6 protein-coding genes and 1 pseudogene are annotated in these 7,949 nt (G+C 43.1%); all 7 read right to left on the reverse strand.

From position 1 onward, the window contains the following. Positions 1-167 precede the first annotated feature (167 nt). Complete coding sequence (locus tag ACFILD_RS08335; protein WP_375665054.1) at positions 168-833, reverse strand: lysozyme; 666 nt, start codon at positions 831-833, stop codon at positions 168-170. A gap of 13 nt (positions 834-846) precedes the next feature. After that, entirely contained in the window at positions 847-2,556 is a 1,710-nt protein-coding gene (locus ACFILD_RS08340) for a hypothetical protein (RefSeq protein ID WP_375665056.1), read from the reverse strand. A 22-nt stretch (positions 2,557-2,578) separates the two neighbouring features. Beyond that, a complete protein-coding gene (locus tag ACFILD_RS08345) occupies positions 2,579-2,827 on the reverse strand; it encodes a hypothetical protein (RefSeq protein ID WP_015856343.1) in 249 nt (82 codons plus the stop codon). Positions 2,828-2,836: 9 nt separating this feature from the next. Beyond that, positions 2,837-3,814: a tail fiber protein gene (locus tag ACFILD_RS08350; RefSeq protein ID WP_375665058.1), complete on the reverse strand. Its 978-nt coding sequence runs from the start codon at positions 3,812-3,814 to the stop codon at positions 2,837-2,839. Beyond that, positions 3,807-4,799 carry a transglycosylase SLT domain-containing protein gene (locus ACFILD_RS08355; RefSeq protein ID WP_375665060.1) on the reverse strand — a complete coding sequence of 331 codons (993 nt, stop codon included), beginning with the start codon at positions 4,797-4,799 and terminating at the stop codon, positions 3,807-3,809. The genes ACFILD_RS08350 and ACFILD_RS08355 overlap by 8 nt, the downstream gene beginning before the upstream one ends. Next, entirely contained in the window at positions 4,799-7,030 is a 2,232-nt protein-coding gene (locus ACFILD_RS08360) for a hypothetical protein (RefSeq protein ID WP_375665062.1), read from the reverse strand. Before ACFILD_RS08360 ends, ACFILD_RS08355 begins: the two co-directional genes overlap by 1 nt. After that, positions 7,023-7,949: pseudogene (locus ACFILD_RS08365) on the reverse strand (hypothetical protein); the annotation flags it as partial. The pseudogene ACFILD_RS08365 and the gene ACFILD_RS08360, both read right to left, overlap by 8 nt.

The following is a 7,949-nucleotide window of genomic DNA, read 5'->3' on the forward strand; positions in this document are numbered from 1 at the left end:
ATTAACTTCACTTTCCACCTCCAGCCGTGTTGTGGCTGCTTTTAAAGCTTTTTCTGTTTGCTTTTGTTGCTCTGCTTTTTTACCAAGAGTAAAAGCTCTTGCTAAGGCAATAAAAAAAGCGGCTAAAGCCGCACCTGTTACCATCAAGTTTCTTTTCATCCATAAGATCATAGGCGGTGCTCCTGAAAGCGTTTAGCAACAAAGAAAATGCCAGTACATGCGGCTAAAACCATAATGGCGGCTAAAGCCCATTGAATGGGTCCATTGCCCACTAAAAACCCACCAAGACCTGAGAAAGAACCAATAATCGGTGCCAATGCTTCTGCTTTGAGAAACCCTGTTGGCTCTTTGGATTCTACTGTTTGATAATTAGAAGAAACATAAGCCCCTTTCGCCCACAACCCTGCCTCTGCTACACGCCGGTGTACAAGACCTTGTAAACGTTTGCCTCCCGCTTTAGTCCACTTTTGTAATTCGAAGGGAACGGCTTCATAATCCCCCCGATTAAGACTTTTAAGCAGTGTAGAGTTTTGGAAAGCTGCAATACCCACATTATAACAAAAGGAAACAAGAGCGCCGAACTGCTCGTCGCTTAAATTCACACAAACTGCTTTTTCTACCGCCCTCTCATATTGCCGCAAATCTGCTAAAAGCATGGTTTCGGCTTTTTTTTCCGTAATCACCATGCCCTCAACCACTGTTGGTTGACCAGCTTTTTTCGTATGACCATAACCAATCGTCCATACGCCAGAAGCATCTTGATAAGCCTGCAAGCGCAAACCTTCCCACTTTTTTAAACAGTATAAACAGTCTTTACTTATTTTCCGTGCCATTGTTCAATTCACCTTATAAATATACCTTTATGAGTACTGCTCCATCACCGCCGTCGCCGCCAATTTTGTCGCTTCCGTGTTTCCCATCAAAATATCCACCGCCGCCGCCGCCGCATTCTTTACCACCTCTACCACCGTTACCACCTTTGTAACTCTCACCACCTTGCCCCATGATAGAACCCTTGCATTGACCACCACCGCCGCCGCCGCCGCCAAGAAACGAACTTCCACCGGTACCAGCTCTCTTGCCATCGACTCCACTTCCTCCACCATTCCCACCAGAAAAAATAAAACTCTCACCACTGATGCCCTCTCTGTTTCCTCCTCCATCGCCACCTTTCCCTCCAAAGTTAACGAGAGTCATGGAAACGGAATATCCTCCTTCTGCTGTAACAAGCCCTTTGATCATTGTTCTACCACCATTGCACAAAATGTTACTGTCATTGCCTTTACCACCACGACCAATGTAAGCTGTTTTTAATTTATCTAAATCAGAACCTTTCATTTTAACATGCACACATTGACCGCCGCCGCCGCCACCATCCTTAACGCCACCACCTCCACCGCCCCAAGCCCATACTTCGATATCGGTGTCAGCAGTAATACCATCAGGCAATGGAATATCTCCGCTTTCTGTCATCAGAATTTCAACAGGTTTTCTAACCCCGCCACCATTGTTGCCGCTACCAGCGCCGCTGCTATTGCTACTATTTGCTTTGATTGAAGCCATCAGTTTGGCTGGTGAGATAAGTGCATCCACTGTCTTTATGCCATCAATCCAGTCTTTTTTTGCAAGAGGTTGAATGAGATCAACTTTTTTCTGTACACTATCCGCTGTTTCTTGTGCGACACTTGCCACAGCTTGTGCCCTGTCTCCTGTTTTTTGTGCGGACTCAGCGGTATTTTTCGCATCTACAGCGTGATCTTGCGCATCTTTCGCTGTATTGAATGCAGCACTCCCTATACTCCTTGCCTCACTTGCTGCATAAAGCCCTTGTTGTGCGCTTTCCTGTGCGTGTTGTGCCACATCTTTAATTTTATCAATTTTTGCAACCTGTGCACGTTCTTGAGGGGTTAAAATAAGATGCGTATTCCCCTCTTTCATATTCTCCATATCAAAGGCATCTTTTTCTATTTTATCTGGATCATAAACTGATTTTGACATACCAACAGACTTTGAGCCTACAAAATAACGAATGGTATTTTTGAGATCTACCGGAGATATGGGATAATAAACACCTTCATCTCCCCTCCGCCATTTTTCCATCGTTGGCTGCGTAGAACTCAACCATCGTAGCTTTGATCTTTCCTCTGTGGTTAAGATCTTTTTGGTAGGACCCTCGTGCATATTTTCCATAGAAAATGCATTTGCCCCCACATTGTCGGGGTCATATGTAGCAGCCTTCATATCGCCAATCCCTAAAGGCGATATTTTTACCCAGCCAGCGCCTGATAAAATCGTATTCTCACAAGCTTCACCACTTGCTTCAATATCACAAATTGTGACCTTATCTTTGTAAGCAAGGGCTCCAATATCTCTCTTTGCAATAGCATCATCAGCCTTTTTTCCTTGAGCAGCGGTTGCAAAATATTCTACCTCATAAGCTGCTGCACTCCCCACTGAAACAGGTGCAAGAGCCTTACTATCTAAAACACCTTCTTTAACTTCTTCTTTTGTTGCTGGTTCAAGCTTAAATATATGTGTGTGATAGGGTAATGGCATCGCGTTTCATTCCTTAGTAAGTCTATTTTTTGAGGTTGTGGGAGATGAGAGACTGTAATTCATCAACAAGTTTTTGCATGGTCTCTATGCGTTGATCTGTCGCTTCTTTATATTCTGCCAAAGCGCTTAAAAGATCATGCTGTATGTCGCTTTTGACAAGATCAAGTACCTTATTTAAGGGTGCATGAACCATTCGATTGCTTGCATAAAAAAGGACGCGGATTTGCTCCGCGTCCGCAATATCATCAATAGCAGACGGATTATTGATCATCTGAAAACCTTATGATTTTATGGCATAAACAACCGGTACATTAACAGGGCGTGTTTCTGCCTCGCCCGTTGAAGAAATCGTTACCTTATGCGTGTGCACTCCAGCAGGTTGTGTATCTTTTGTATAATATGAATTACCAAAAGCAGGATTTCTGCCACCTATTTGACCAACTCTTGTAACCATAGAATAATCATGCTTATGCGTATGTTGACCTGCCTCTTCAATGGTACAAGCATGTGTATGCGATTTAAGGCAATCTTGCTGTATATCGGCAAATTGTCTACTTCTGTCTAAACCGCGACCATTATCAAAGCCGCGCAAAAACACTCCTCTAAAGTCTGGAACTTTAAAGGTTGTATCGCTGTTTTTTCCCCATTTATCCCCTATCGCCTTGAATAATTGCGGATAATCCTTGCGTTCATAAGTAGCGCCATCACATAAAAGCCAGCCGTTTGGGACTTCTTGCATAGCAAAGGTCGCAATAAAACCACAAGGAAAGGTTTCGACCTTCGGTGGTGGAATGGGGGTAGGGTTTAAAAGATACCAGCCATCAAGACCTTTTGTTGATACGCCATCATTATAGACTATTTCATAAATACCATTTGTTTGTAACTCACCACCTGTCAATGATACTATTCCCGTGCTGGTGGCTTTATAGAGTGGCTTTGCTCCTATATTATTCATGTTTATTGTTGTCGTACCAATATTTATACCACACGCCTTAAAGCGGATAATGATATCGTTTTTATATTTTGCTATTGGAGAAACCGTCGTCAACGTAATTGATGTTGTTTGTTCCTTTCCATTCACAATAAACTTTGAGTCAAGAGAACCACCATTATCGGCAAGATATTCACGTATACGCTGCATCATGACCCGCGCACTATCATTAACAGAACTAGGCGGCTGCCCTTCTGCCCAATTAATGATACTATCGGAATTGGCATTTTGATCAGCTGTGAGTGACCAGTCATAAATATCAGACATGATAAGCCCCCGTTCTTCTTAATAGCTCTTCGCGCAATTGCTCTTCTTTTTGCCGCCCATAGGAACCAACAGATTGCCGCCTAGAGGGATCAATAAGAGGTGTTAAATCTGTTGGTCCCCCAGTCGATTGTGAGAAACCCGCCATGACTGGTTGCTGTAACATTTGTTGCTGTACCATCTGTGCCTGCTGTTTTTGTCGTTCTCCATTCTCTCTCATTAAATGAAGCAAACCGGAAAAGCCCTTTTTAAGAGCACCTGCATCAATACCTTGTGCTTGCAATGGTGTGGTTTCCATAATCTGTCCTGTTAAATTGTCTCTGCTTTCAGGTGCCATCATTCTGTTTGGAAATGGCGTGTCATATGCCATCAATTGGTTGCCCCCTTGATTACCTTGACCCACTTGATTACCTTGAAGTGTCTTTTGAATCCTCTCAAACCCACGCAAAGGACCCACCTCGTTTGGTGCTGCTTGTCCATTGCTTTGGTTTTGCTGTATCGTTCTCTTCAAAGCATCTCCCGTTTTATTATAAAGCCCATAAATATGATTCATAAAATCCCCTGCTGTAGCTTCCATGTTGCCACCGTTGAGTGTGACTGCCTGTCGACCTAAAAGCTGGCTCGCTGGAATATGTGGATTTTTGATAAGCTTTACTGCCCCTGCTGGTCCTTGTTGGTGTGCGAGGTAAAGCTCTGCCTCTGATGGCTCTCTGCCTAATGCTGTGACTAAATAACGCGTATTATCCTTCGTTAACCGTGCCATAGCATCGGTTGCTTGAAAGGGATCAAACTTATTATTCAGTTGATAGTGTTTTGCTGTTGAATCGAGAATTTGATACAGCCCCCCTGCACTGCTGTTCTTATTTCTTGCATTTGGATTACCATTACTTTCTATCATAGCAACACGTTCAAGAAAGCTTTCTGGTAAACCATATTTTTGTGCTGCCTGTGAAATGGCACGCTTCACTTTGGGATGAAAATTGATCATTAGTTTATAACCGTTCTATCAACGCTGCTATTCAAAATAATGCCAACAAAATTAATGAATTTCGTATAATTTTCTCGTGTTATTAAGCGTTTCTTTTCTGCTTCATGAAACGTCTTAATTAGTTCAACGGCTTTTTCTCTTGCTAACCCAAAATCTCCTTTTTCCCGCGCTGTTATAAGCGCTGCAATATCTCTCTCAGTATCTTTATGGACGCTTGAGAATTTGCGTCCAAATTCTCTTGCGAAATTTTTTACAACTGCCTTGATGAAAGCAATCTTTCCTATACCCATAGTCTGTTGTTCCCCCCTCTCTTCCACTTCACCTATATGGTTTGGCAAGCGTGCAAAAAGCTTTGTTCTTTCCACTTCTGGTCGCAACACTTTCATAAGCTGTTTTGCTTTATCCTCACCATAACTCCGCTGCAATTTTTCTTGACCATTTTTTGTGTCAAACAAACTCAAAAGACTGTGTTCAAAATTCTGTGCATTGCCTGCCGCAGTTTCTATTTGTGACCGCATCCCTTTTTGAAAAGCCTCTTTTTCCATCAACCCAAAATCCGAAAGTTGACTGTTGATTGTGTCGAGATTAACGCTCTTCTTCAGTGCTTGCTCTCCCTGCTCGAGGGCATCACCAATAGTACGCTCGTCATAATAAATTTTCCGTGCTTTAGCATAATCTGGAGAGGACGTATCCAAAACGTCCAGAATGCGTTGTTTGAACAGAGTCAAATCTCGCGCATATCCTTGTTTTCCTTTGATGCGCGCAGAATTAATTTGATCATCCAAAACCTCTTTCATCTTATGTAAAATTCGCATATTCAGCTTTGGATATCCATTGCTCCCTATAACTGTTGCATCCGCTTCATTTGGCATTTGCGCAATTGCTTTTTTATAGGCTTTTTGGAAGGCAGGAGTTTCTTGCAACCGCAATAAATCTTCACGAACAGCATTAGAAATGGGAGAAGCTTTCGCCCTCTCATAAAATGGTTCAGCCTTTTTCTGTGCTTGTTTGATAATCTCTTGCTTTAAATTAAGCGTATCTACTTTTGGACCCATCACATCTGTCAACGCATCCTTTACCCGCAGTGCACTCGCATCTTGTCTAGCTCCCAAACGATTACTTATGAGCGAATATGTATCAGAATCTTTTTTTGCTGCCTTAAAAGCTCTTGTAGCAAGCTCATCATGAAGATCAATAATCATTGAATCAGGACCTCGCTGTTTTAATGCCCTTTCAAGTTTATCAACACCTTCATCCCCTAAAGTTTGGCTTACATCCCTAAGCGCTCTATCGCTTATCTGAAATGCTTCTTTTTCTACACCTTGTGTTATTGGTTCAGTTTTACCAAACAATTTCTCAGCTGTTTTTTTGACAACAGCAGATGTTTTCTTAACACCAGAAGCCGTTACTTTGAATGGTTTTGTAACAAAAGGTGTAACCTTTAAAGCAGAATGTGCCACAAATGGTGTTGCAACGCCTAACCCTGCACCAAACCCAGCAGACACTAGAGTATCTGCAAGCCCTTCCCCTTCACCACTGCCTGCTATTCCACCATAAATGGCTCCAGTTTTTGCTGCACGCCCCAAGCTAAATTTTGCCGCCTCTTTACTTGCTACTGCTTTCATTGCTGCTTCACCTGCGGCTTTTGCCGCTGCCCGTTCCGCACCCTCTGCTAAAGCAGATTGCACCGCCCTTTCTCCTGCTGCTAAAGCTTTACTGGTTATTTGTGCTCCTGCAACACCAGCTCTACCTCCCAGCACAACATCAGCCCCAATTGCCGCACGAGCAGCCGCAGGAGCGCCAAGACCTGGTATTAGAAAAGGAATTGCAGCACCCGCTAAATTCCCCGCAATAGATGCATAAAACTGATCTCGGTTCGCCGCTCTTTGATAGTCACGCCATCGCTTTGTCACTTCATTATATTTTTTAACTGCTTCTTCATCTCCCATCCAATAATTAATAGGTCCCAGAGGTCCCGAAGCGAATACTCCAGCTATTTCATCATCATACCCCATAGTTAACCCATGAAGAGCACCCCATCCAAAAGCACCCGCTGCACTTGGATGTGGACCATCTTCTTCTGTTGCACCACTATTTCCTGTAACAGAACCACTTAGCCTTTCCTTATTCTTCGCGAAAAGCTCTTGAAGCTGTTCTGGTGTATAGTCACTTATATGCCCAATGACTCTTGTGTTTTTACGATTAATAAGAGGGGGGATTACTTCAGCCATTGGTTTGTTTCTCCTTAATGCGTCCATCTCTATCAACGAACAACATGCCTTCCGGCAATGCTTCTATCTGTTTTTCTAGTGGATCATTTGACTGTGCATGATTTCCCTTATAAGCATCTTGCCCATAGGCGGCTCGAACGAGCTCGTTTGTTGCTTCTGCACCACCAAAAAGAATTGCGCGCGTTGCTGCATTGGATTTATTGAAAGTGTCAATAACTGTTTTTAAAGATTTCTTCATTTGCTCTGCAGAAAGATCTTGATACAACGCCGCTACAGAGTTTTGCAATGCTTGCAATTCCATATTAGACAAATTCCCAAAGCCAGATGCGCCATTTGGTGAAAATGCTTTTGCTTTTCTCAAGGCATCAAGCCCGATACTTGCCTTCAATGAATCGAGCATATGCCCAAAATCTTTTGCCTTAGAATTAGGAAGGAACGACATTATAGGACCCGTGAAACCAACAACATGCGGGTGTTCCTCAATAGTTTTTAGCAATTCTTTAGATGCTGAGAGTATACGATTTGACCTGTCTGCTGTATCCAGAATTTGCATTTGTGTTTGTTGGTTTTTACGCTCCTCCTCCTTCTGTTCTTGAATTAATTTATGTTCTGCACCACTGCCTGCAATTGGCATCGCACGTATGCCACCAAGTGCATTTTCATCCTTAACATACATATAACCTGATTCAGGCTTTGACAGCATGCCATCGGTATTCCCCCCTAATCCAGAAGCAGTGGAACGCTGTCCTCCTTGGACAGGTATAATTTTCCCCGTGCTTGTTGAGACTTGGAAAGTCATATCCTCAGGCAATCCCTGCTCTGCCTTTTCTTCCGCTGTCAATGTTCTATAGCCTTCTTGAGGGCTTAACGTGTTGCCTATGATTTTCATGGCAAGATCTGGATATTGTGTGAGTGCTTG

Source organism: Bartonella sp. CL162QHHD (assembly GCF_042195435.1).
Classification (GTDB): domain Bacteria; phylum Pseudomonadota; class Alphaproteobacteria; order Rhizobiales; family Rhizobiaceae; genus Bartonella.

What these genes read in the sequence shown, in the direction of transcription:
- ACFILD_RS08335 (WP_375665054.1), bottom strand. Translation starts at nt 833, where the DNA reads ATGGCACGGAAAATAAGTAAAGACTGTTTATACTGTTTAAAAAAGTGG.
- ACFILD_RS08340 (WP_375665056.1), bottom strand. Translation starts at nt 2,556, where the DNA reads ATGCCATTACCCTATCACACACATATATTTAAGCTTGAACCAGCAACA.
- ACFILD_RS08345 (WP_015856343.1), bottom strand. Translation starts at nt 2,827, where the DNA reads ATGATCAATAATCCGTCTGCTATTGATGATATTGCGGACGCGGAGCAA.
- ACFILD_RS08350 (WP_375665058.1), bottom strand. Translation starts at nt 3,814, where the DNA reads ATGTCTGATATTTATGACTGGTCACTCACAGCTGATCAAAATGCCAAT.
- ACFILD_RS08355 (WP_375665060.1), bottom strand. Translation starts at nt 4,799, where the DNA reads ATGATCAATTTTCATCCCAAAGTGAAGCGTGCCATTTCACAGGCAGCA.
- ACFILD_RS08360 (WP_375665062.1), bottom strand. Translation starts at nt 7,030, where the DNA reads ATGGCTGAAGTAATCCCCCCTCTTATTAATCGTAAAAACACAAGAGTC.